Here is a 24,131-nt window from a genome sequence, read left to right on the forward strand (position 1 = left end):
CAAAAACTCTAAGTCACTAAGAATATTAAAGTTATAAAGAAAATTACTATGAACCAATTTTATGTCAATATAAAAAATCAATCTTTCTTAACCTTTATTTTTTAAAGCTTTGTGTCTTTGAGTCTTGGTGGCTATGAATTATCCAGGTTAATTAATTAACTTAATCAAAATTATAAGGCAGGAAATATTATGAGAACCACAATGCGAACTATTTTAACCTTTGTAACTGTGGCATTTATTTGGTCATGCAGTGCAAGTAAGATGAATTTAACTGAAATGAGCACGAAGGGATTCCAGATTGTTTATAAGCCCAAGATTGGCTCTGTAGCAAAATACATGATTACTTCAAATTCTGATATTACCCAAAACATGATGGGGCAAGAACAAAATTTTGGAACGAAGTCAGATATGAGTATGATTTTAAAAGTAAGCGGTGTAACTGAAAACGAGATTAACTATGATGTTACTTTTGAATCTGCTACTATCGAATCAAACGCACCCGGGTTAACCGGCATCGGCGATTACAAAGAAAAACTACTAAGTTCCAATGTGAAAATAACCTCAGATCCTTTCGGCAAAGTAACAAAAATAACCGGCACTGAGGCAATAAAAAAGTTGGCCCTGGGCAGTAATATCGATATATTGCTGAAAAATTTATTTATAATTTTCCCGGAAAAAGTTTTGAAAATCGGGGATAGTTGGCCTCATAAAGAAACAAATACTGTGAAAAGCGGTCCTTTGAACCTTGATATCAATTCAAATACTACTTACAAATTTGTTGGTGTTGAAACCAAACAAAACACGGAATGCTTACGGTTTGACGTTGAAGTCTCGATGAAACTATCAGGTAAAGGGCAACAAAACGGAATGGATCTTGAATTTGATGGAATAGGTACCGGCACCGGAGTTTTTTACTTTGATTATGCGACCGGAGTTTTTGTGAACATCACTTCAAATTCGCAGACTGAAGGCGTTGTCGCCATACCTTCTCAAGGGATGGACATTCCAATGACAGTAGTTCAAACAGCTGAAATCAATTTGGTAAAATAACTCAATTTTCTGTTTTATTGCATGGAAAACACATTTTGAAGAGAGGATCAACCTGAAAAACAGGTTAATTAACGGTAGAGAGCGCAGAGTTTACCAAGAATCAAAAACCTGGTAAGTACACATGGTTCTTAGCGAGCACTGCGTTTTACAGTTCAGTTTGAACTTGACAGCTGCATCACCGAAATTGAAAAAATATAAATTGGGTTTAGACTGTTTCGATTTCTCGTTCCAAGATATCCAAAACATTAGAATAGTTGTGGATGGTTAAGTCCAATTGCACAAAGGAATCCAACTCTAATTTATTTAAGTAAGAATTGATTCTCGCTGCCCTGGCTTCTGCAACTTGGGGTTCCGTGTAGGAAAAGAAAAGGATGAGTTCATTTGGGGCTTTACAAAACGCCGCATCCTGGGGTTGCATTAATTTTTTTACCATTAAAACAACATGGTTAATTTTCTTTTTGTTTTCAGAATTATTTTCAGCTTGATTCATCGTCGAAAAGCGGAGATGAAGCACAGCATAAGGTTTTTGAGCCAAATGATGCTGGTGCTTTTCCAATCTTAAAAAATCCTCAAAAATACAACCGTCCAATGTTTGTAATCCATTTTCATTTAGAATCATCTGCAATGCATTATCGTCCGGTTTATCCGGAACAATTCCAGGCTTCAATGAAAATGAATAAATAATTTGGGCGTTGGCCTCTTCCTCTTTAAATTCCGTTTCACATGACCAACAGCGTGCGAAAGACAATCCATGCTTAAATTCAGATTGGCATCTTTCACATCTGTTAAAATGAGAAATTCCACTATTAAATGAATTGCTTTCAGAGTTCTTAAATTGTATGTCCTGGGTGAATATAGGAGAATGGCAGTCAGGGCAAACGGTTCTAATATTTATTTGATAAGAGCTGCATGTAGGACAGGTCTTAACCATGTCATAAATTCGTTTCACTAACCATCCATCTTTTTCCACTTTTTCTAGAAATTCGATTTGTTGTTCGGGATTTAGTTCCTTATTATCCCATTTCGAAAGCAGTTTATAAGAAAACCCAAACTTTGATTGTCCATCCGGCGCCGGTTTAATTGTTTTAATTTTCTTTGTAATCAAATACTCAACAAATGAAGGCTTGCTCTTGTTATCACTTGATCCATTAACTTTGGAATCTCTGGAATTGGAACTATAAATCCGTAAAGCTGTATTAATTTTTGCCAATAACATCTCCCGGTCAAATGGCTTTGTCAGGAAGTCCAAAGCGCCTGCTTGCAATGCTTCAAGCTTGACATTCATATCACGAATATCGGATAAAATATAGAACGGCATTTCGGGATAATGAATGTTGATTTCCCGGCATAATTTAGAACTTGAATAACCTTTTAAGCTCCACTCAAAAATTGCAAGATGAGGCTTTACTGTCTTCCATTTCTCCAAAGCAGTTTCACCATCAGCATAGGAGAAGACTTCGAACCCAGATTCCTTCAAAACGTTATTCAGAACATTTCTGGCATTCATATCCGGTTCAATTATGCTAATCCTGAATTTCATTTTCTTAAATTATCCTACAGCTTGCCGGGCTATTATTGGGTTCATTGCCTCCAAGCATACCGGCAATGAAAATGATACCTTGAAATATTTTCCATACTCGGTATCCACCCAAATGGATCCACCATGCTTCTTAATAATATGTTTTGCGTTATACAAACCAAGCCCGGAGCTTTTCATTCCAAGCTGGTTTTCAGATTCAATGCGGGTAAATTTTTTAAACAAATTCTTCAATTGATTTCTTTTAACACCCTGGCCAGTATTCAGAACACTGATTTCAAAATTGTCCTCTTTTCTCACCATCTCAACGACCACATTCCCTCCCTGGTTGGAGTATTTAACAGCATTTGAAAGGAGATTGTTAAAAACGACTCTCATTAACCCGGAATCACAATCAACCACAATGCTGTCCAGATCTGTTTCTACCCATACATTCAATTCTTTCCGGTTGTACTGTTCGGTCATTTCTTCCAACACAAACGAAAGAATATCTTTGTGTAAGTCAAACCTCTTTTTATCAATAACCAGGTCACCTTGTTCAATATTAGCCAAATCCAAATAATTCTTTATCATTTCAATTAATAATCTGGAGGACCGAATAATGACTGACACGGCTTTCTTTTGTTCGGTTTTTAGTTCTCCCAACAATTCCTCATCCAATAACTCGGCGAAACCGAGAATCGAAATCAACGGATTTCTTAATTCATGAGAGACAAATCCCAGCATGTTCAAATATTGCTGATTCATTTGTTCGAGAAGATTATTTTGCTTCTCCAATTTTATCTTGGCTTTATATAAGTTTTTATTGGACTCCTCGAGATTATGAAATACTTCTGCATTCTCTTTTAAAACTATTGCATGTGACGCAAACATAACAAAAGATCTGAGCTTTTCTTTAACAAGGCATTTATCATCCAATTGATCTACATTGACTAAATCGACTCCCGGAATTTCATCAAATCGATCATTATATTCTTTTAAGATCGTGTCCAACAATTCATCCAGATCCGTACTTTTTTTTATGAGTTCAGTGCTGACATTGTAATTCCGGAACAATTCTTCGACCAGCATGTCAGCGTTCGATGATTTGGAATTTTTATTGTCAGTTTTTTTTTTATGTCCTGCTTCTTTCATAAACTTACTGTTACTCAATTTAAACCAAGTGTTTGATATACTTTATCAACCAATTTGATCGGACTAAACGGTTTACTAAAAACACCCTGGGCATTAGTTTCCCGGTATTTTAATTCAGGAATCGGAACAGCTGTGAGAAAAATTACCGGTATATCGCGAGTTTTAGAATCATTTTTAATCTGCCGGCAGACTTCCAATCCATCGTATCGTCCCGGCATTCGAACATCCAACAATACCAGATCGGGAGCTTCATTAGCTATCATGTTCAATGCTCGATCTCCGTCTTCCGCTTCTACCACATTAAAATCATCAACCATCAGTGTTTCTCTAACCAACGATCTGATTTCCTCTTCATCATCAACAACTAAAATTTTTTTTGAGAAATATCCACTCATTTTATAACCTATTGCTTATTACAAATATTAATTTCTTTAATCCTTCATTAAAGCCTTTAATTCCGAATTCCAATTAGAAAATTTGATGACCAAAACCAAAGATTTCTTTCCCCGTATCTGAAATTTCCCACCATTCCATTCCACAATATCTTTTGCCAGCGCCAGGTTAATCCCTTGCTTATTTATTTCGTGATCATTTTGTGTTTTCAACTCTTTCTTAAAATTCCTGGCTTTTTCTTCATTTACTGTTGAATTCTTACATTGAATTTCCATTTCACTTTGGTTTTGTACCAAATTAATCTTCAATACAGAATTTTGATGAGAACAGAAAACCAAATTTTTTATAATGTTTTCTACTGCTTTATTAAATAATATTTTGTCCGCTAAAATATAGACGTTGTCGGATTTTTCAAATTGAATTTGTACTTTTAGCCTATATGATTCCGAATCGATGTTGGCAATGGCACTTTTTATTGTTTCGTTCAATTCAACCGGAGAAACCTCTGAGTCATTTTCCGAAGCTAACGGAGAAAGCCTCATCAGGTCTTCCATTATTTTTTCCAAATTCTCTCCGGATTCTATTAAAAACCGAAAGTGTGCACTTTCATCTTCGTTTAATTTTGTTTTCAAATCACTGTACAAATAATTTAAAACCCCAATCAAACCATTTAAGGGAGTTTTAATTTCATTGGAAGCAAAAGTGAATAAGCTAGTTCTAAGCTTTTCCAGGCGCTTGTTTTCCGTAATATCCCGGAGAACAAAAACAAAGCCACTCCTTTCTGTTTGTTGGCTGACGGTTTTGGTTACAGTAGCCAGGTAGACTGATTCGCCAAGGGAATTTATTGAAAATTCGAGAGTTAATACCGTGGAATCTTCAGTCTTAAACTGATTGATTTTGGGGGTAAGATCTTGAATTGGCAGCAACCTAACAATCGACGATCCTTGAATGTTTTCCGGTGTTTTTTCAATTATATTTTCAAATGCCTTATTAAATTCTGTAATGACCAAATTGTTATCTGTTGCCACCATCGCATCTGAGATGCTGTTTACAATAGCTTTTAGTTTGTTGTGGGTTTCTTCCAAATGGATACGGCGTTCCCGCTCTTTACGGTAGATTTGTGCAAAGTCTTTGCTGTAAACCAAAATTTGTTTTTGCGAAAGGATCAATCTTTCAAACAATTCCTGACGTGATAAATTAAACTTGGTATCTTTCAAAACTTGCCTTTCATTAAACTAAAACAGGTAAAGCACTCGGATGCTTTTGTTGTTCGCCAGAACAACTTTGTCATTACGAATCATGATTACTCTCATATTACGAACCCAATCTCCAAGGGCTACCATTTTTCCACCAATTAATGCGTATTCTTTCTCATCACGATAGACCAAACCTTCTAATAAACGTTTGGATGTCCGCTTATTCGAACCTGAATTAATATTTGATGGCAGAAACGGATCTCTTAATTGCATATCTATTTCATTCATATCATTCGAAGTAGCCAATTGACTTCGGTTGTTAAGCAGACCTTTTAACGTTGGAATTAGGGAATTCGCAATATTCATCTGGCCAAAGTGAATGTTCTCAAATTTATGTTTAATATCAATTCCACCAAGCCATAAACTTGTCGTAGCACCACCTATTGCAATTACCAATAATTTTACTACATTTTTCATGAGATAATTAAGTAAATAATGCTTCACTTTTCAAATTATAACAACCAACCTTCAAGGTAAAGATGCACTTTATCCATATATGTATCTTCGGCTATTTCGGGCTTCAGGTGTACTGTTTTTATTTCAAAAACTACAAATTCCAATTCAATACCTTTTAAAAACTCTACAATGCTTGCAAAGGAAGCATTAAGTTGAAAACGATACGCATATCCGACAGGGATCTCTTCCTGTGTTTGTACGGACAAGTCTATTAGATCTATCTTTTTCTCTAACCCCATCTTAATGATTCGCTGATAAACGTCCATATCATTTTCACATACCTGGAAATTTGGAATTGAATTTACCGGAAGCCAATTAAAAGCCTGTACGTCAACTTCTTCTAATTTTTGAAAATTATTGTAAGTAAGAGTAACTTCATTACGAAGTTGGACTATTTCTGTGTTAAGATTAATTGTCTTTTTAATGATGGATGTAATTCTGGTTGACATCACATAAGTGGTTACAAAGGTTAGTAAGAGAATAAGAATAGTACTTATCCCCTTCTGGATCCTGGGTAAATACCTGCTAAATTTTGATGATCGATAATTAACTTTTAGTCGAAACTTTGACATTACTTTCTCGAATGTTAGCAATCAGTTTATAAGATATGAGATCGCTAGTATTATGATCTTCATCAATTTTTTTTAATAACAATTGTGAAAAATACCCAGTTGCTGACAACTTATTAAAAAATTCAGTGACGTAATTTCCGGACACGCTTTTGCCTTCTATGACGATGGATACTGGTTCTTTTTTTCTTTTTGATTTTCTCTTTGAGTTTTCTTTTGTAACTATTTTTATGTCAGTAACCCATATCCCCCGGGGAATTTGTTCACTCACCAAAGTCAAAATTGATGATAATTTTCTAAATGTTGTTCGAGGAATTTCCTTTTTTTGCTTATTAGTCAATAATAAATTATAATTATTTAATTTTCTAAAACTCGATAGATTACTTTCAATTTCTTTCTTTTGTACACTTAAACGCGAAAACTCGTGAAGTTTTTGATTATAATTATAAGTCGTTAATACAAAAATAAAAAGTAGCGTAAAAGCCGTCGATAACCCAATTAAACGCACTCCTCTCATAACCGATTTATCGGTCGAAGTGTTTTCAGGAATACTTCTGATCAGATTTAATCTCTTCCTTTGCTTTGATTGAGCGCCAGCCATGGCTAAAGCTATTGCTTGAGAAAAAATTGGCTTAATATCATGCAGATGATCAAAATTATTTTTTGCCTTACCCATTGAGAGTTGTGTAAAGGGATTCACGTTTTGAATTTGTAGGTTCATATTCTGCGAAATATATTCTTTCAACCAGTTGTAAAGCCCGCCACCGCCTAATATTTTAATTTGGAAGATTTGAACATTGTATTGATTTTTTAGAATCAATAATAATTCTTTTAGCTCATTTTCCAGTTCTTTTAAGTTTCCTTGAATATCAATCAAAATATTCCCAAACCCGACGATAAAGGCATCCTCTTTATAAATCCAATTCTTATTCTCATAAGAAATTTGATCGGATTTTAAAGCATCAAATATTCTTTTCCGGGTTTGTTGATTTATATTTTTTGGAATAATTGATTTGAATGAGAATTTGAGTGTCTTAATTTCGAGTATGTTTTGACCGAGTGAAAAAATTAACTGGCTCTTTTTATAACCAATATTTAAAAATAAATAATATTCCTCTTTTGAAGTATTCTGCAGTAGTGGAATTGTCAGGTTATCTATTTCCAGTCTTTTCGGAAAACCTTTTAATGCTTTTCTTGGGCTCCATTCACTTTTTACAAACTCTTCCGTAACATCAAGATTATATTTTTGATTGTCCAAATTATCTTCAAGCTGTTTTTTTTTGCGAGCATAATTTAGAATTTTCCTCAATATTGATTTATTCGTTGGATGCATCTTAACCCCATCAGATGGTAAACCAACAGTAATCTTAGCACCATAAAAATTAATTTTTTTCAACCTATGTTGAATCATTTTTGTTAAGTTTTTTGCAGAAGAAAAAACCGGGAGCTCAAAAAATAGTATATGAGTAAGTTCATATTTTGACTCCAACATCCTTAGCCCGATAAGTTTAACGGAATGCGTCCCCCAATCTAATCCGAAACTAAGATTCTTTTGCTTTCCCAATATTCTTTTTAAAAACCCTATCATCTATTCATCTAACCTTTTGTAAAAAAGAAAATCTTATTACTTCTAAACATTGTTTACGAATAATCCGCTGCAGATTAACGGCTAATAATAGGCATAATAATCCTTGAAGAATTTCCTATTCAGGTTGGCTATAAGGAAACCAGTTTTCGCTTGAAACAACCACCCGCCTGTGGCAGTCGAATCATCTGCAGTTTTCAGTCTTAATTCCAGCAAAGTTTTAGATTCACTTGAATCAAGTTTGACAGTATGCAAATTTGAAATCGGCTCAATGGGAAATTCCGGAAGATACGGTCCGAACCTGTTTTCGCGATTCCTTAATTTAGCCGGTTTTCCGTATTCGTTAGTATACCACAGCAATTGGTTCTGTAATATGCTCAAATCGCCTTTCTTGTTATAATCATTTTCAGAGCACGGATAATGTCCATGGTCGAGAAAGTAATTATAAATAGCCAGACGAAATTCTTTTGAGGATTTTTGAAGATGGACTTCATTTTTTTGTTGGTTTTGGTTGGAGATTTTCATAAATGCCATACAACATAACACGATTAAAATTCCTGCAATAAATAGAATCTCAATGAACGAAATTCCTTTTTCTTCTGATATGTTCATACTTCAGTTTAAATTAGTTTTAATCCGGATTGGGTAGTGTAAAGATAAACGTAGAGCCCTTATTTGGCTCACTCTCTACCCATATTGTGCCCTCGTGTTCTTCAATAATTTTTTTACAAAGCCATAGCCCAAGACCACTGCCACTTGGTTTGGTACTGGGATCATCCCTAAGCTGTTTAAATTTTTCGAATACGATAGTCCTGGATTCTTTAGGTATGCCTATTCCTTCATCCTTGATAGAAATTTTCAAATAGTTACATTTATCTTTCATGCCATTGCTTTTTATTTTCTCTGTCCATATTTTTATTATTCCTCCATCAGGGCTGAATTTTATGGCATTCCCAATTAAATTGACAAACACCTGAATGAGCCGTTTTTCGTCACTAAGAACAATTTCGTTACCATTAAAATCGGCTTCAAAATTAATGCGTTTTGCACCGGCTACAGCCTGCAATACGAATAATGATTTCTTAAACACAGCTTTGATATTGATGAACCCGATTTCTGAATTGAATTCTCCCCTGTTTATTTTACTGATGTCTAATAGTTCCTCGATTAATTGGATCAACCGGTCTGATTCTTTATCGATAATATCGAGGAATTCTCTTTGACTTTTGGCATCACAGTTTTCAAGATCTTTTAAAATACCTGTAAAAGATTTGATTGAGGTTAAAGGCGTTCTTAATTCATGAGAAACAGTCGAAATAAATTCATCTTTCAATTGATCCAACTGACGTAACTGAGTCAACTCCTGCTGCTCTGTCAAATCGCGGCAAACGGCAATAGCGCCAATTTTTTCACCTTCATCATTTTTAAGAATGGTGGCATATATTTCCATCAAAAATCGTTTTTTACTTATTGGATTTCGATAAGAAAATTCATCTCGGTTTTCACCTTTTGTAAGAGTCAAATCAAATAATTGATCTAAAAAATCAACAAATTCCTGGTCAAACAATTCATTGTATCGTAATCCAATCGCTGTGTCATGTTGAGGGCCTAAAATTTCAACTGCCGCTGAATTGAACAGTGAAATCTTCTTATCAAGATCAATCGCTATAATGCCGTCTCCAACACTCTCGATTGAATTTTCCATAAATGATTTCATACTTGACAATACATGACTTTTTGTGGCCATTTCTTCATACAAGCGTGCATTCTCAAAAGCCACCCCAGCTTGCGATCCGATTAAAGTCAGTAGATCGGAATTATTAGATGTTATATCCTTTGAATTTATTTTAAGGAAAACGACCAACGCGCCAATTATTTTTTTACCTGTTAATAATGGAATAATGAGTAACGGATGATTACTTGCAATCTCATCATCCGGTGGTATTAATGATACTGTATCAGATTCACTAACCCATTTTAAATACCCGGAGCGTTCCAACCAGCGAAGATGTTTATCAAGTTTGCTATTTAATTTATATTCATTTTTTAGATGGTAATGATCTGCAAATTTCTCTTTTTCAATAAAAGCAGCTCCGGAAAACTCAACAACCTGCTGCAAAATTTTGATCACACATTTAAATACTTTATCGACTTGATGAATATCGCCTAAGCGTCTTGTTTCTTGAAAAATATGTTTATATTCCTCAAAATTATTTTGAAAATCTGCCTGTCCCTCTCCATTTGACCTTGTATAGTTTTCTTGTAGTAACGTTTTCACAATTTATCACCTCATTTCAAAACTGTATTTCCCTTATTTACTCACCATTAATTCGAGAAAACCAATAGCTTTATCATATTCATCGAAAATTTCTTCTTTTAACTCATAAATCTCAGGTTGCGTTATCCCCAATATTTGTTCAACAATTGGATCAATTGCTGGCATAAATGGATCGCCGCCATTGCCTAATGATTCTTCTATTGCAATCGAATTTGCCAGGTGAACCAGGCTAACCAACTCTTTATTGATCGTGGCTTTCCTGGGGTTATGATGAAATGCAACTGCTTCTTGCAGATGTAATGGAAAATTCCACTTATCACACAACCAAAATCCAATTTCGGTATGATCTATCCCTTGTATAGTTTGCTCAGCTTCCTTAAACGAAACATGAGTTTTGTCAATACAAGTAAGAATCTTGTCAAAATTATCATGAAGAAATTGATCTTCTACAATCTTTCCTATATCGTGAAACAAACCGGCGATGAATGCTTCCTCTGGTAAACCGATGTGGATTTGCCTGCATATTATTTTGCTTATTGTAGCACAACCGATGGAATGTAACCAAAATTCCTCCCTGTTAAATCTACTAACTCCACTACCTTTAAAAATGGAAAACACGGATGTCGCTAAGACCAAATTTTTAATCGTATTAAACCCTAATACAACAGTTGCCTGAGTAATGGTGGACACCTGCTTGGGTAAACCATAATATGCAGAATTTGCAGCTTTTAAAACTCTGCTAACCATAGCAGCATCCGTAGAAATAGCCCTGGCCAAACAAGCTGGAGACGTTTCCGGATTTTCTACTAACTCAATAACACGCTTAACAACCTTAGAAAGCGTAGGTAGAGTCTGTATCTGGCTGATGATGTTTTTCAGATTGTCCGGTTTTTTCATCATTTCTCGCATTTAGAATTTCTCGCATCCGTCTAGTGATTTTGGAAGGGCTGAAAGGCTTTGTCATATACTCATTAATTCCCACAAGCTTTGCTTTTTCGATGTCGTATTTACGCCATCGGTCCGTTATCCAGATTACATAAATATTTTGATGTTGTGAATTCTCTTTGATTTTTTGGCACAATTGCAGCCCACAAAAATCCGAAGCCAGATCATCGACAAATAAAACATCAGGATTAAAACCATTTTGGATATGCTCCCAAGCTTGTTTGGAAGAACGTACAGTTTCTACTCTATAGCCTTTTTCCGTCAACAACAAAGAAAGAGATCTGCTAATAAATATTTCGTTCACAGCAATTAGAATATTCGTTTTTCCAATCAAAAATTATCCTTATACTTTATTTTCAGATTCTAACTTTTTTATATTATCGACATAAATGACAGCTTTAATCATACTTTGAAAGCATCATTTAACTATTTAGTCTATTTTATCTTCAAAACCAGCAAGGTTAGATCATCTTTTTGTATGGTATTATGATTGAAATCTTGCACCCCTTCAAAAATTAATTTTACTAATTCTTTGGCAGATTCTCCTGCTGAATGAGCGATGTCACTCTTCAATTTATCGTATCCCAAAATTACTCCTTCAGGACTGTCGATCTCAACTAAGCCATCGGTATACATCACAAGAATATCTTTCGATTTAACAGTAACTGATTTTTCTTGGAATTGCACCTCAGGTAATACACCTAACAAAAGGCCTTCGGCATCCAGTTGGTTGATTTCTCTTGTTTTACCTCTATACCACATCACGGGGTGATGTCCACCATTCGCGTAGGTTAATTCTTTTGTTTTTCGATTGTAGCGAATTAGAAAAATCGAAATGAAAAATCCAGCTCGATTCAGATCTTCAAAGAGAGTCCTATTGGCTCGATTTAACACCTCTGATACCGGTATTGATTCCTGCATTAATGATTTAAGAACACTTCTTGTAACTGCCATCATTAGTGCAGCACTCACATTATGGCCCGATACATCTGCAATAACCAAATCCACACGGTCTTCATTCTCTATATAAAAATCAAAATAGTCACCCCCAATATTGGTTGCCGACCAGCATCTTCCAAAAATTTCTAAATCAGGGAGAACAGGAAAGTGATTCGGCAATAACCCGAGTTGAATCGTTTCTGCAATTTCCAGTTCCTTTTTCATTCTCTCCGATTCTTTAGCTGTTTCAATGAGGCGGTTATTATAAATTGCAATTGCTGCAATAGAAGCCACGGAATTTAAGAGCTTCAAATCGCCAGAAGTTAAGCTTTTGGTATTTCTTTTTTCAGTCACATTAATCACACCGATTGGTATTTCATTACCCTCGACATGTGTGCAAATCAGCGGCACGGAGATGAAAGACTCTGTTTTATAATCTCTGGTGTGAACTTTGACGTCATTTGGAATTTTACTACCATTTTGAACCAAAAGAGGCTCACCACGGCGTAGTACGTAACCACTGATACCCTCTTTTAATGAAATCCTGTGATTCTCCAATTGCTTTACATCAAAACCTTTCGCAGCAACAACGATCAGTTCTTCCGTCTCTTCCTCGAAGAGCATAATGGATATTCTTGCTACATCGAGAACAATTTCTATTTTTTCTATTAACACATCGAATATCTTATCCAGCTCAAAATCAGCTCCGATAGACTGACTTAATTCATAAAGAAGATTTAATTCCTCATAGCGATTCAATAATTCGGCGGAAAAGGAGTTCATCTCGGCTTCAACCCGAGATTGATTATTAAGCACAAGCTGTAATAATTGAACAAAGGTTTCTTTAAGCCCTAAAGAATACTTTTGAACATCTGGTGAGATTCCTAGGGTCAACGTTGTATCTTCACATTGCAGGCTTTCCTCCAGATATCCATTCTCAGTTCCATTTGAAGAAAAAATTAAACAACCCTCTCTTTTAATCCAGAATGAGAACGGTATCAATTGATTGATTTTTAGCATAATGCCTTCAAAGCAATCAGTTTCCAGTGTTACCGCTTTCGGTGTTGTAGTATTATCCTTCATTATGACGAGCTTACTCGTTTACTATCTTTTCAATAATCAATTGATTTCTTTGTTTACCCTTGCTGTAATCTAAGCGATCAACCAGGTTGTGAATGATCCTAAGTCCTCTTCCATGGTCCAATAATAAATCATGATCATTTCGTTGAATGACTTGCTCAAGAGAAAATCCGTCTCCGGAATCAAATACACGAATACAAATTTTATTTCCCTTTCCTTCAATTTTATAAGTCAATTTCTCTTGGCAATTTTTATGATTTACATGAAGATGAACATTGGTCAGAGCTTCTGTAAGACAAAGTTCAACCTCAAAGGCTAGATTCGGATTATCAGGCCAAATGGATTGAACAATATTTTTCCCCACCACAGAGAACCTGCGAATATTTTCAACAGTTCCTAAAAACGAAAACTCTACCCGAAAACTATCAGTTAGTGTTTTACTCATGTAAAATTAAATTACTTCAAAAATTTTGTTTAAGCGGGTTATTGAAAACATAGAAGAGACATGTTCTGTGAGCCCGGAAACTCGAATCGAACCTTTGTAACGCCTTGCCTCTCTTAGTCCATAGACAAGTGCTCCTAAACCGGAACTGTCTATAAAGGTGACTTTCTGTAAATCTAAAAGTAAATCGGTATTACCGGTGTAAACTTGATCAATAAGAATCTCACGGAGCTGATCTGCATTTTCAATATCAATGGTTTCCTCATCAACCAAAATCCTAATTGTATTATCCTGATTAAAGTAATTTACTTTCAATAAATTGTCCCAATATCAATGAGTTCAACCTTGAGGATATATTTTCCTTTATTTTATCTAAATCGGAAGGATTCGGTATTTCTTTAAAGAGGGTTCTGCAATCTTTCCTTTTTAAACTCTTATGACACGTTATTTATAAATATAAATAAATTATTTTAGAAACGCGTTTGACTATTTTCTTGTTTTATGAGATTCCGCTAAATAAGGTTTTACCCATAGCCGCTCTTTAAGCCGGAATCTCATCATTTCAAAGTGAAAAGATTGCGGCTAACAAAATCCGGAATTGTTAAAAAAGTTAATTTTCGTTCGGATGCAAGTTAAGAGAAGGGTAAAACTTTTATGGGAATTGTCTAAAAGGAATCTATCGAAGAGCTTTCTGCAGGGCGTCTTGAAGTTTATTTATATCCATCGGTTTAACTACATATTCATCAGCACCCTTTTGTAAAGCTTCCGTTTCTAATTCCCCGTTACCATATCCTGAAATCAAAACCACAAATACCTCGTTATCTTGTTTTTTGATTTGTGTTAACAACTCCAGGCCATTCATTCCTGGCATGTTGTAATCAATGATTGCTGCCCGAATGGGTTTTTTCTTTATTTTTTCCAATGCCGCTTTACCGTTTTCTGCTGTAATTACTGAATAACCCATCCTGGTTACCAATTCAGCAAACAGATCTCGAAAGTCTTTTTCGTCATCAACAATGAGTACATTTACATTTTTATTACCCACCATAGACCCTAACTTATTTGTTCCTTTTATATTTTAAATTAAGCATTAAGTGTTTGGATCACAAGAAAAAAGAAGGATTATCAAGCTTTAATATCAATTACTCAATTACCAATTTAAGAAAAAACGTGGTGAAATTGTTATCCTGTATGAAAGGAGATTTTACAAAGTAATAATGAGCTTTTCCGAAACTTTGAACGAGCCATACTGAACAACAACAAAATAAATCCCGGTTTGCATTATTCTGCCCAGGTTATCTCTTCCATCCCATAAAATCAATTTTCCCGTACTATGAGTTAAGGAAAATTCATCATGATAAACTTTTTGGCCAAGAAGGTTGTAAATGGTAATTCTCCCAATTTGATTGGGATCATTAAACTCCCCTCTCAATAAGAATTTTGAGGCTCCTTTCATTGGGTTGGGAAAAATGGAAAATGTATAACTTTCCGGTTGGGTTGATGATTTACTTGTTAGAGCACTAGTTAGGGTTTCATCCGTATCCAAGTCAAAAAGGACATCTTCTCCTTCGATTCGAATATTTTTAACCGAAATAAAAGTCACTTTGTTGTCATTGGTTCGCGTATTTGGAATTGAGTATTCACTAAACTCATCTTTATCTCGTTCTCCAAAAAAATCAGTCAAATCTTCATACCAATCGGAATAGCCAGGAAAGGGGTCGCCGTTATCCCCCCTGTTTCCGAAATTTAGAAATTGATATGAAGATAAATCTCTAGGTGAATCCAGCTGTTCAAACCAAGTGTCGTTTATCAAAATAGGACTTGCTTCTTCCACATCTATTAATCTTCTGGAATCATCACTGTTGTGAAATCGGTTTTTGTTAACATGGTAAATGATAAGCCCGTTTGCCAATGGCCGGTTAAAATCAACTTGCCTGCGAGTTAATGCAGCATCAAATAATTGATTTTGCCTGTTCTCCAGTAAGAAATATTCGTCCGGATCACTTAAATTTGTTGACATAGAATCGTTCCAGACCTGAATAGCAAAGGGTTCACTTTCAACCGGGGGTAAACGATAACTATTGGAGCCAGATCTGACCATTTGCGGTTGAAGCCAACCAAGGCGCATTTTGGACCAGGCAGTAAAATGTGACGGCCGGGTTCCGAAACGATCTCCGGGAAGATGACACCACCCTCCACTTGCCATTAATCCCCATTCCCCGATTCCCTCGGAAGATCTATCCGTATCATATAAATCCGGCAACCCTAAAGTATGGCCAAATTCATGACAAAAAACGCCAATCGTTCCGTTTTGCGGTTCAATGGTATACCGGCCAACTTTTATACCGTCTGCCGTTTGATATTGAACAGAAGCTTGATGAGACCAAAAATAATTAAAATGGGCATCATAACTACTGATATACAATTCCTCAGCACCGGGTCCTGCATGCACAATAAATAGCGCGTCGACTACATTGTCGCCATCTTCATCAAATTCCGAAAAATCAATATCCGCATCTGCTAATTCTAAGACTTCATGAATAAATGATTTCAAAAAAACATAACCACTATTAAGACCATAGTCATCTGAAGTATTTGGTAAGCCATCATGATTTGAATAATATGAATACGGTTGGCTAACTGTATACCATGCCGTCACAGTCCCATCAACATCAAACTGCCCATATGAATTTTCAACATAATAATCTCGCATACTACCGGTTATCAAACTCTGGCTATATGGATCCTTAAATGAATGGATACTAAAAAGCATTTCTTCGTAATAACTGGTCTGGTAAAGTCCCTCAAATCCCGGCTCATTTATGGGATTAATAAAATTTGAATCTTGTTGGGTATCCCAGGAATAATCAGGAAAATCAGCCAGAAGGATGATTGCTTTAACAGATCCTGTTACACTTTTCTTAATTTCCGGTAGGGATTGAATACGACTCAAATGCTCGTACGGAGGAGCGTCTTTAATAATCCCTTTGTTGAGGTGTTTTGAAGTTAATGTTCCTTTAAGCGCAGGCATAGGCAGTTGTGCATTAAGTAAAGACCATGGAAATAGCGCCAAAAACAGCGTTTGAACAAAGATTCTTTTTGTTTTGCTTTTGGGCATTTTTTGCTGATAAAACCTTCAATAATATGAATTGCTTAAATATCTAAAAGTCACTATCCTATCGGCTAATTAATCATATTTCGCTATGAATATTAACGTTAATATTTAATTCTTAAAAATCAATACTAACTGCAGGTTACTAAAATTTATAGATGGTATTAAAACACAATAAACTCCCAAGTGTTGCTCAAATATTTATTACCAGCATAAACTCTTAACCCTTTTCGGACAAACAAGAAGAAGATATTAATTGATTTACACAACTAATATTGATAAGTTTAGAACTGCTTATGTATACTCTCTACTAAAATAAAATTGGAGAATATAACAATGGATGTCTTTGAAAAACTCAAATCCTCAATATCGGATTTTTCAAAAGTGAGTGCAGAAACAGCCCGAGAAGGTATTGAGAAATTAAGTGAAAAATCCACCGAATTCATTGTACTTAATAAAGCTAAAATGGAAAAAAAATCAATCGAAAAAAAGATAGAGGATTCATACACCGAATTGGGCAATGAATTTCATGCTATGTACAATTCCAAGAAGTTAAAGAAATCATCGTCTGACTTAAAGGAGTTCTCAGATAAAATCGATGAATATAAAGCCGAACTGCACAAACAAAAAATCGAAATTCATGAACTGTATTCAAAACTTTCTCCGGAGACTCTAAAAAAAGAGAAAATTAATTCTTTAACAGAACTCCTGGATGACGGCGGCTGTACAATCGAACAGTTAAGAATCGAAAAAAATTCGCCAATTGCCGGCAAACGATTAAAAAACATCAAGTTACCCAAGCAAGTATTGGTAGGGGTTGTACAGCGTGGTGACGAAACAATTATTCCGGATGGCACTTTTGGTTTTCAAGTTGCGGATCAAATCACACTACTGGGCAAAAAAAACGATGTAGAAAACACGATAAAAAAATTTAACCCCCCAAAAGAATAATCTGCAACTTCCCCTTAGCCTAAATAAAGTCCATCATTATATTGCAGTTCTGAGTGTGCTTTATTGACAAATTCGTTTTCATCTAAAGCATATAAAGGAGAAATTTCTACTTTCCCAAGGACATTCCCTGTTGCCGTATCACGCGGAACATCAAACCCGGCTTTTTCGAACCAGGAGCCAAATAAATTACACATAGCTTGATTTGCTGTAAGTTTCGAATTGTCTCCATTGGTATTTTTTACCGGGCTAAATTCTTCTTTTCGATTTACTTCCATAACAACCGGATTGGCTGCATACTGTAATGCATCAAATATGAAAGTTTCGAACTTATAACCATTGGGCTCATCCGGGTTTATCTTTTCTCCCGATTCATTTAGGTAAGGAATTTTTTTATGAGCCAGGTGAAAGGGAAGCGAAAGAGAGCCGTTAGTAAGTTTTTCGATAAATGAATGCGCCAGCATATGAACAGCAATATTTCCTGCCCCATATATTAATGAGCCGTCTTCATTCCTGGCAAACTTTAACTCTTTGGGGAGATCACTATATTCTATAACTGTTAATTTTTCATTGGAGTACCCCACAACACCCACTTTTTCTTCCGGGTTTTTCTTTTGGACGATCTTGCAAGACATATCAGAATTCGCTTTTGTATGGTAACCGACAAAAACAGGATCACATATTTTTAGCAGAACATTATCTACTTGAAAATAATAGAGCTGTTCCAAACCGCGATCCGCCATATCTTTAAGCGCGCCGCTGTTTCTTAATGCACCAAGAGTTCCGCCATGGCCATCGGGATTAGTAAAAATTCTGTGTTGGGATTGCAATAATAACTTGCCTGATTCGTTTACTCCCGGAATCATATTTTGCTGAAAAAAGAATATATCCGATTGATTCAAGCCAAAGTAAGAGTTTTCTGCAAAAAAAGACTTTGTTTCATCATCGTTACTTTCACTTGTCATAATATACCATGGCAGGTTTGTTTGATATCTTCTCGAAAGCGCCAAAATCTTCTCTGCATGAATTTGGAAGAGGCTCTTGTTTTTAATCGGGGTCATAGGATATTTTCCCTTTGGTCCCGGAAATCCGAGTCGAGTTCCCTGGCCTCCGGCAACCAAAACCAAACCAACCTTGCCCGACCGAATAATTCCTTCACCGTATTGGACTGCGGTTTTAGCAATTTCCAGCTCTTCATGAGTTTGAGGAATTGAAATAACTTCCGGTGGGGAGAATTTTACTTCTGTCTCTGTTTTTTGCAGTCCATTCAGGATATATTTTTCAACTAAATTTTGAATCAGCTCCAAATCAACATTGCTTAACTGTTGCAGTAAAGTTCTTCGCTGTTCTGTGGATAAATTGGACCATCGACTCAAAACATGTTCTTGACTGTAAGAGCGGTATTTTTCTAACGTCTTTGAATAGTCAATTTTTTGCTCAGAACTCAATATCTTCCCATTTATTTAGTTTTCTTCAATGCTTTCAGCAATGGGAACAACTTTTGTTCTTTTGCTGTTTTTAGCCGGTTTTGTTTCAAAAGCAAGATTGAACACATCATCCAAGGAATCAACATAGTGAAAATCCATAGCTTTTTTTACGTTTTCCGGAATTTCATCAAAATCTCTTCTATTTCTTTCCGGCATTAGAATTTTTTTAATTCCTGCTCTTTTTGCTGCCAATACTTTTTCCTTTAATCCTCCAATTGCAAGCACTTTCCCGCGTAATGTGAGTTCGCCTGTCATTGCCAGATCACTTCGAACCGGAATATTTTTGACCAATGAAAGAAGCGCAGTAGCAATTGTAATACCTGCCGATGGTCCATCTTTTGGAATTGCACCGGCAGGAATATGAATATGAATTTCGTAATCCATAAAGAATTCAATATCAATATCTAATTTATCGGCATTAGCCCGAATATAGGATAGTGCTGCCCGGGCAGATTCTTTCATTACATCGCCAAGTTGGCCTGTTAAGATGAGACCTGTTGTACCCTTCATTTTGGTTGCTTCAATGAATAATATATCGCCGCCGGCCGGAGTCCATGCCAGTCCGGTAGCAACCCCGGGTTCTCCGAGTCTTTGGGCCGTTTCAAAAATAAACTTTGGCGCGCCAAGGTATTCTTGCAGGCTTTTAGATGTAACTTTTCTACTTGCGATTTGTTTTTCTACAATACCACGAGCTACTCTTCTACAAATATTAGCAACTACTCTTTCCAGGTTCCTTAATCCTGCTTCCCGGGTATATCCTTGAATAATCTTTAGAACTGCATTTTTATCAAATTTTAGTTGCTTTGAATTTAGTCCATGGGCTTCTAATTGCTTCGGAATGATATAAGTTTTGGCAATTTGAACTTTTTCTTCTTCCGTGTAACCCGGCAATTCGAGAACCTCCATTCTATCACGAAGAGGGGATGGAATCGGGTCGAGTAAATTTGCTGTTGCAATAAACATAACTTTGCTTAAATCAAAGGTGGTTTCCAAATAATGGTCTGAAAAAGTATGATTTTGTTCGGGGTCTAAAACCTCCAACAATGAAGAAGACGGATCACCACGAAAATCCATTCCCAGCTTATCGATTTCATCAAGCATAAATACCGGGTTATTCGATTCTGCTTGACGAATCCCTTGGATGATTCGACCTGGAAGCGCCCCGATGTAGGTTCTTCTGTGCCCACGAACTTCAGCTTCATCCCTAACCCCACCCAGGGAAATACGAACGAATTTGCGGCTAAGAGCTCGGGCAATAGAGCGTCCCAAAGAAGTTTTCCCAACTCCCGGTGGACCGACTAGACAAAGAATGGGACCCTTCATATCAGGTTTTAATGTTCGCACTGCTAAATATTCTAAAATTCGGTCTTTAACTTTTTCCAGATCGTAATGATCTTTATCCAAAATGGTTTTGGCTCTTTTTATGTTAAGATTATCTTTCGTGGCAACTGACCAGGGTAAAGTAATCAGCCAATCCAGGTAAGTGCGGCTAACTGTATATTCAGCCGCTCCGGGGGGCATTTTTGCGAGTCGATCCAACTCCCGAAGCGCAACTTTATTGGCTTCCTCTGACATCTTGGCTTGCTCAATCTTTTCCCTTAATTCATTAATTTCGACGGTTCGCTCATCCTGTTCGCCAAGTTCCTTCTGAATTGCTTCCAGCTGCTGCCGTAAATAATACTCACGTTGATTTTTTCCAAGCTCCGATTGAACTTCGTTTTGGATTTTGCTGCCTACCTCTAATACTTCAAGCTCTCGGTTCATAAAAACTGTAAGCTTTTCCAGGCGTCTTTTTACATCTAATATTTCCAAAATAGATTGTTTTTCAGAAAGTGAGAGGTTTAGATTGCTCGCAATTAAATCACATAGCTTGCCAGGGTGGGAAATATTCATAACTGCAATCTGCAGCTCATCCGGAAGATTTGGCACTACATTGACGATCTTTTGAAATTGTATCGTTATATTTTTGGTTAAAGCATCCAGCTCAAGTCCTTTTTCAAAATAATCTTCAACTGACTTGATCGTTGCTTCCAAGTATGGTTCTGTTTGCTCCCAATTTATGACCTGCATCCGGGATAAACCCTGGACAAGAATCCGAATACTGTTATCCGGAAATTTCAACATTTTTAGCACTGTTGCGACAGTCCCAACTTTATTAATATCATCGGGTTTGGGTTCTTCAATATCTCCATCTTTTTGAGCAACAAGGCCCAGCAATCTGTTTCCAAGAAGAACCTTATCGATTAGTTTGATTGATTTTGGGCGAGCGACAAACAACGGTGACACCATAAACGGATAGATTACGGTGTCGCGCATGGGTAAAATTGGAATTCTGGTTGGGATTTCTAAACGTTCTATTTCTTTTTCATCTTTAATGTCTGGGATATCCTCGATTCCAATAGTTGCCTCTGTTTGTTCATTTTGTCCGGACATCTACGTCTCCTACAATATTATTCATCTGTAATGGGTATAATAACATGGCTAGATTTATCTTTTTGTGCTTTGGATATGGAAATTTTCAGATAACCATCCTCATATTGAGCTACGATTTTGTTTTCATCCACCTCTGCTGGTAGTTCAACTTTTCTTATAAATTTACCGTAAGCAATTTCTGCAATATTGAAATGTTTTCTGTCCTCACCCGGCTTATCGAATCGTATACCACTAATAATCAATATGCGCCGAGTCAATTGAACCTTTACATCATTTTTATTGACTCCTGATAATTCAACTTTAACGATAAAAGCATTAGATGTTTCATACATATCTAGATGCGGGGTCCAGCCGTTCTCGGAAACCATAAGGGTCTGGTTCTTAGATAAAAAGAAATCCTTAAGAAGCTCTTCTACTTCTTTCTCCATTTCACGCAAATTGTTAAGAGCTTGATTTAGATCGTGATCCTTAAAAGGCATTTCAAACCTCCATTACCTAACTAACTATTTCATTCTAAAAAGAGTCATTAAATTTTTTGAACTATTTAATATATCGAATTTATTATGGTTTAGCATAATTTTCTAACAGTGCAAGGTTGTTTTAATTTTTCGACAAAAAAAAAGAGAACAAATGTTCTCTTTTTTCTTTATGAAAGGTTAAAACCATCTTTTTACTCATCAAACTCGAACATCTCAGATGGAATTGAAGTCGGACCTCTTTGATTAAGAGTCCGAGTTTGTAATTTTTCTTTTTTGATTTTGCAAGCAACGCATAATTTAGCAGTGGGAACCGCTTCAAGTCTCTCAAAGGCGATTTCTTGGTTGCATTCATTACAAATGCCATATCCATCTTTTTCAATATTTTGAAGTGCCTCAATAATCTCTTCAATCTCTTCAGCTAAGCCACTTTCCTTTGCCATTAAACTATTGACTGCATCATCCAGGTTAACTCTATCCACCCAATCAGCAGAATTTTCCCTTTGTAATTTATCAATGTCATCATTACTAGCCCCTAATTCCTGGAGAATTTCCTGCTGTCTTTCTAACAATAATTTTTTTAGAATTTCTATTTGTTTCTTTGTCATAAAAATCACCCGCAATAAATCATAAATGGAAACGTCTTTTTAAGTAGTGCTGCTAAAATCAAATGTGAAGTATACTTTCATACTACTTGATTTGTTTCATTTTTTAAGTTTCACTTTGAAGAAGCACCTCTAAATTTCGAATGCTACATGGATAGCCACCATTCTGGTATTCACAGTCTCCCCAATAACTGCATCTATAAGAACAAATAATTAAATCATTTGTTTTGTTGGATTCAGGTAATTCTAACATCTTCAAAAACTTCTTTATTCTTTTTCGGTCAAAATATCCTTGTAGTTTGGCTATTTTTTCTATTTTTTCAGTTGCAATGATGCCTAATTGCTTTGATACTTTTGAAGTTGGATCATGAATTACAAATGGTTTTTGCAGCATAGATGCTTCATGTACTTTTTTATCAAACGGAATGCTTCCCAAAAAATCCAGATCTAAAGATAATAACTCACCAACAGCTGTTTGCAAAGAAGTCCCTTCCTTATACTCGTTTGAATTCATCACCATGTTCAATATTAATAAAGGTTGAACTTTTCCAAGAACTCCTCGAAACACACTTGCTGCTTCAACATCAACATTTTCGACTTCTTTATACAAACCTTTAATTGAATTTGCATTGGGATGATTCCATGTTCCTTTATCCAGGTCAAACAATGACGATATTTGTTCCTGGTTTCTAAAGATATGAGCTAATTTTCGTATCAAAGCTTTTTTCAGAAAAAAGAAAGCCTCTTGAATCGATGCAGGTTCGGGAGTGGAAACAATCAATCCTTTATTTGCGGCAAGGAAAAAATCAATTTCGTTGTACGATGAGCCTGCCCCGAGATCCAATAAGATGTAATCTGCATTCAATTTCTTTAATTCAGTAATAAATCTTATTTTTTGAGAATATTTTGGATTAGCCAACCCGAGAGTTCCGCAAGCTCCCGAGATAATAGAAAGATTCTCAATCTCAGTCGATAAAACGATATCTTGCAGGTTTTCTTTTTTACGGGTATAAAAATCATAAAATGTTAACTGAGGACGATCGATCCCCATCAATGTATGTAAATTTGCCCCACCAAGATCCGCATCAACCAGGATAACCTTATTCCCTGCCGACGCCAGTAAAACGCCCAAAGATATAGTTAAAAAAGTTTTCCCAACGCCCCCCTTAGCTCCACCAATCGCTATAATAATACGATCAAGATCATCAGGATATAAAAAATATTCTCGGATCAAATGTGATTCGATAGTTGGCAACCATTCCTGGGAATCCTGGTCCCAAATAAAATCCTCGGGTGTTAATTTTCTTTCTTTTATCATTGTCCCCAATTCATTTTGTGTAACTGGACCAACCTGGGCGCCTTGAATTTTCAAGAAAACATCTTCTGACATAGGTTCACTTCCGTAT

General features: G+C 35.9%; 23 protein-coding genes. 2 read left to right on the forward strand and 21 right to left on the reverse strand.

The genetic code is table 11. From position 1 onward, the window contains the following. The first annotated feature begins 189 nt into the window (after positions 1–189). Complete coding sequence (locus IIC38_10395; protein MCH8126360.1) at positions 190–1,050, forward strand: hypothetical protein; 861 nt, start codon at positions 190–192, stop codon at positions 1,048–1,050. 205 nt (positions 1,051–1,255) lie between these two features. Here IIC38_10395 and IIC38_10400 read toward each other — a convergent pair whose 3' ends face one another. The 16 genes from IIC38_10400 to IIC38_10475 form a co-directional block, all read right to left on the reverse strand. Further along, the gene (locus IIC38_10400; protein MCH8126361.1) at positions 1,256–2,590 is read right to left on the reverse strand and encodes a response regulator; all 1,335 of its coding nucleotides are present in this window, start codon (positions 2,588–2,590) and stop codon (positions 1,256–1,258) included. Between the two features lie 9 nt (positions 2,591–2,599). Beyond that, positions 2,600–3,721: a HAMP domain-containing histidine kinase gene (locus IIC38_10405; protein MCH8126362.1), complete on the reverse strand. Its 1,122-nt coding sequence runs from the start codon at positions 3,719–3,721 to the stop codon at positions 2,600–2,602. Positions 3,722–3,735: 14 nt separating this feature from the next. Beyond that, positions 3,736–4,116 carry a response regulator gene (locus tag IIC38_10410; protein ID MCH8126363.1) on the reverse strand — a complete coding sequence of 127 codons (381 nt, stop codon included), beginning with the start codon at positions 4,114–4,116 and terminating at the stop codon, positions 3,736–3,738. Between the two features lie 36 nt (positions 4,117–4,152). Then, on the reverse strand, positions 4,153–5,331 hold the full coding sequence (locus IIC38_10415; GenBank protein ID MCH8126364.1) for a PAS domain S-box protein: 1,179 nt from the start codon (positions 5,329–5,331) through the stop codon (positions 4,153–4,155). Positions 5,332–5,349: 18 nt separating this feature from the next. Next, positions 5,350–5,787, reverse strand: a complete 438-nt coding sequence (locus IIC38_10420) for a hypothetical protein (protein MCH8126365.1) — start codon at positions 5,785–5,787, stop codon at positions 5,350–5,352. 35 nt (positions 5,788–5,822) lie between these two features. Further along, positions 5,823–6,398, reverse strand: a complete 576-nt coding sequence (locus tag IIC38_10425) for a hypothetical protein (protein MCH8126366.1) — start codon at positions 6,396–6,398, stop codon at positions 5,823–5,825. Beyond that, entirely contained in the window at positions 6,373–7,983 is a 1,611-nt protein-coding gene (locus IIC38_10430; protein ID MCH8126367.1) for a PilN domain-containing protein, read from the reverse strand. Before IIC38_10430 ends, IIC38_10425 begins: the two co-directional genes overlap by 26 nt. Positions 7,984–8,064: 81 nt before the next feature. Further along, positions 8,065–8,592, reverse strand: a complete 528-nt coding sequence (locus IIC38_10435; protein ID MCH8126368.1) for a hypothetical protein — start codon at positions 8,590–8,592, stop codon at positions 8,065–8,067. Between the two features lie 19 nt (positions 8,593–8,611). Beyond that, positions 8,612–10,258, reverse strand: a complete 1,647-nt coding sequence (locus IIC38_10440; GenBank protein ID MCH8126369.1) for a PAS domain S-box protein — start codon at positions 10,256–10,258, stop codon at positions 8,612–8,614. 33 nt (positions 10,259–10,291) lie between these two features. Further along, a complete protein-coding gene (locus IIC38_10445) occupies positions 10,292–11,167 on the reverse strand; it encodes an HDOD domain-containing protein (protein MCH8126370.1) in 876 nt (291 codons plus the stop codon). Further along, positions 11,091–11,537 carry a response regulator gene (locus IIC38_10450; GenBank protein ID MCH8126371.1) on the reverse strand — a complete coding sequence of 149 codons (447 nt, stop codon included), beginning with the start codon at positions 11,535–11,537 and terminating at the stop codon, positions 11,091–11,093. The genes IIC38_10445 and IIC38_10450 overlap by 77 nt, the downstream gene beginning before the upstream one ends. 101 nt (positions 11,538–11,638) lie before the next feature. Next, complete coding sequence (locus tag IIC38_10455) at positions 11,639–13,225, reverse strand: SpoIIE family protein phosphatase (protein ID MCH8126372.1); 1,587 nt, start codon at positions 13,223–13,225, stop codon at positions 11,639–11,641. Between the two features lie 10 nt (positions 13,226–13,235). Beyond that, positions 13,236–13,667, reverse strand: coding sequence for an ATP-binding protein (locus IIC38_10460; protein MCH8126373.1), 432 nt, complete (start codon positions 13,665–13,667; stop codon positions 13,236–13,238). Between the two features lie 6 nt (positions 13,668–13,673). Beyond that, the gene (locus IIC38_10465) at positions 13,674–13,979 is read right to left on the reverse strand and encodes an STAS domain-containing protein (protein MCH8126374.1); all 306 of its coding nucleotides are present in this window, start codon (positions 13,977–13,979) and stop codon (positions 13,674–13,676) included. 361 nt (positions 13,980–14,340) lie between these two features. Further along, the gene (locus tag IIC38_10470; GenBank protein MCH8126375.1) at positions 14,341–14,712 is read right to left on the reverse strand and encodes a response regulator; all 372 of its coding nucleotides are present in this window, start codon (positions 14,710–14,712) and stop codon (positions 14,341–14,343) included. A gap of 156 nt (positions 14,713–14,868) precedes the next feature. After that, complete coding sequence (locus IIC38_10475; protein MCH8126376.1) at positions 14,869–16,782, reverse strand: M6 family metalloprotease domain-containing protein; 1,914 nt, start codon at positions 16,780–16,782, stop codon at positions 14,869–14,871. A 330-nt stretch (positions 16,783–17,112) separates the two neighbouring features. Here IIC38_10475 and IIC38_10480 point away from each other — a divergent pair, with 330 nt between their 5' ends. Further along, a complete protein-coding gene (locus IIC38_10480; protein MCH8126377.1) occupies positions 17,113–17,727 on the forward strand; it encodes a TrkA C-terminal domain-containing protein in 615 nt (204 codons plus the stop codon). A gap of 14 nt (positions 17,728–17,741) precedes the next feature. Here IIC38_10480 and IIC38_10485 read toward each other — a convergent pair whose 3' ends face one another. From IIC38_10485 to IIC38_10505, 5 genes are all read right to left on the reverse strand, one after another. Continuing rightward, positions 17,742–19,172, reverse strand: a complete 1,431-nt coding sequence (locus IIC38_10485; GenBank protein MCH8126378.1) for a UDPGP type 1 family protein — start codon at positions 19,170–19,172, stop codon at positions 17,742–17,744. 15 nt (positions 19,173–19,187) lie between these two features. Continuing rightward, positions 19,188–21,644, reverse strand: coding sequence for an endopeptidase La (lon, locus tag IIC38_10490; GenBank protein ID MCH8126379.1), 2,457 nt, complete (start codon positions 21,642–21,644; stop codon positions 19,188–19,190). Positions 21,645–21,661: 17 nt separating this feature from the next. Next, entirely contained in the window at positions 21,662–22,123 is a 462-nt protein-coding gene (locus IIC38_10495; GenBank protein MCH8126380.1) for an Hsp20/alpha crystallin family protein, read from the reverse strand. A gap of 191 nt (positions 22,124–22,314) precedes the next feature. Continuing rightward, on the reverse strand, positions 22,315–22,728 hold the full coding sequence (locus tag IIC38_10500) for a TraR/DksA family transcriptional regulator (GenBank protein ID MCH8126381.1): 414 nt from the start codon (positions 22,726–22,728) through the stop codon (positions 22,315–22,317). Positions 22,729–22,831: 103 nt separating this feature from the next. Beyond that, the gene (locus IIC38_10505; GenBank protein MCH8126382.1) at positions 22,832–24,115 is read right to left on the reverse strand and encodes a P-loop NTPase; all 1,284 of its coding nucleotides are present in this window, start codon (positions 24,113–24,115) and stop codon (positions 22,832–22,834) included. Positions 24,116–24,131 lie beyond the last annotated feature (16 nt).

The organism is candidate division KSB1 bacterium, assembly GCA_022566355.1.
Lineage (GTDB): Bacteria > Zhuqueibacterota > JdFR-76 > JdFR-76 > DREG01 > JADFJB01.